Here is a 1,193-nt window from a genome sequence, read left to right as displayed (position 1 = left end):
GGGACAGGCGCTCTACAACATCCCCCTGGCGCTGCGGCTCACCGGTGCCCTGGACGTGGAGGTGCTGCGCCGCACCTTCGCGGAAATCGTCCTCCGGCACGAACCGCTGCGCACCACCTTCCTGGAGCACGAGGGCCAGCCGCTCCAGCGCATCCACGCCGCGCCCGCCGAATGGCCGCTGCCGGTGGAGGTGCTCCCCGAAGGCGCCGCACGAGAGGACACCCTGCGCCGCCGCATGCGCGACGAAGCCGCCCTGCCCTTCGATTTGAGCACCGGCCCGCTCTTGCGCACGCGTCTGCTGAAGCTCGCCGCCGAGGAGCATGTGCTGCTCCTCAACATGCACCACATCGTCTCCGACGGTTGGTCCATGGGCGTGCTGGTGCATGAGGTGGGCAGCCTCTACGCCGCGTTCGCGGAGGGCCGCCCGTCTCCACTGCCGGCGCTGTCGGTGCAGGCCGCCGACTTCGCCGTGTGGCAGCGCCAGGAGGGGAACTCCGAAGGCGTGCAGGCGCACCTCGACGCCCTGCGCGAGTCGCTGAAGGGCCTGCCTGCATTGACGCTGCCGTCCGAGCACGGCCTGCCCGCGACGCGGACCCTGCGGGGCGCAAGCCACGTTTTCACGCTGCCGGCATCGCTGGTGCGCACGCTGGAGCAGGTGGCGCGGGAGCGCAACGCCACGCTCTTCATGGTGCTGCTGGCCGGGTACGAAACGCTGCTGGCGCGCTACTCGGGGCAGGACGACTTCGCCGTGGGCAGCCCCGTGGCCCACCGCACCCGGCCGGAGCTGGAGCCGCTCATCGGCGTGTTCCTCAACACGCTGGTGCTGCGTGCCCGCCTGGACGGCGACCCCCGCTTCACGGAACTCCTGGAGCGCGTGCGTGAGTCGTCGCTTGCTGCGTATGCGCACCAGGACGTGCCTTTCGAGCGGCTCGTGGACGCCCTGGGAGTGGAGCGCGGCACGGACCGGGGCTCTCTCTTCCAGGTGATGTTCGCGCTGCACAACGCGCCCGTGCCCCCGCCCTCACTGCCCGACGTGCGCGTGGAGCTATTGCCCACCGCACCAGATACCTCCCGCTTCGACGTGAGCCTGTCGATGATGGCGCGCGAAGGCGGACTGGAAGGGACGCTCGAATACAGCCTGGACCTCTTCACCCCCACCACCGCCGCGAGGCTGGCGTCGCAGCTCCGCGTCC

At 70.7% G+C, this 1,193-nt stretch carries 1 protein-coding gene; it reads left to right on the top strand.

Annotated features, from left to right (window positions below; all coding sequences use genetic code 11):
- The coding region (locus tag D7V88_RS41620; protein WP_244238694.1) for a condensation domain-containing protein at positions 1 to 1,193 on the top strand (1,193 nt) is incomplete at both ends.

Origin of the sequence: Corallococcus terminator, from assembly GCF_003611635.1 — a bacterium.
Lineage (GTDB): Bacteria > Myxococcota > Myxococcia > Myxococcales > Myxococcaceae > Corallococcus > Corallococcus terminator.
The sequence above is the reverse complement of the archived record's forward strand: the minus strand, read 5'-3'. Positions and strand labels throughout refer to the sequence as shown.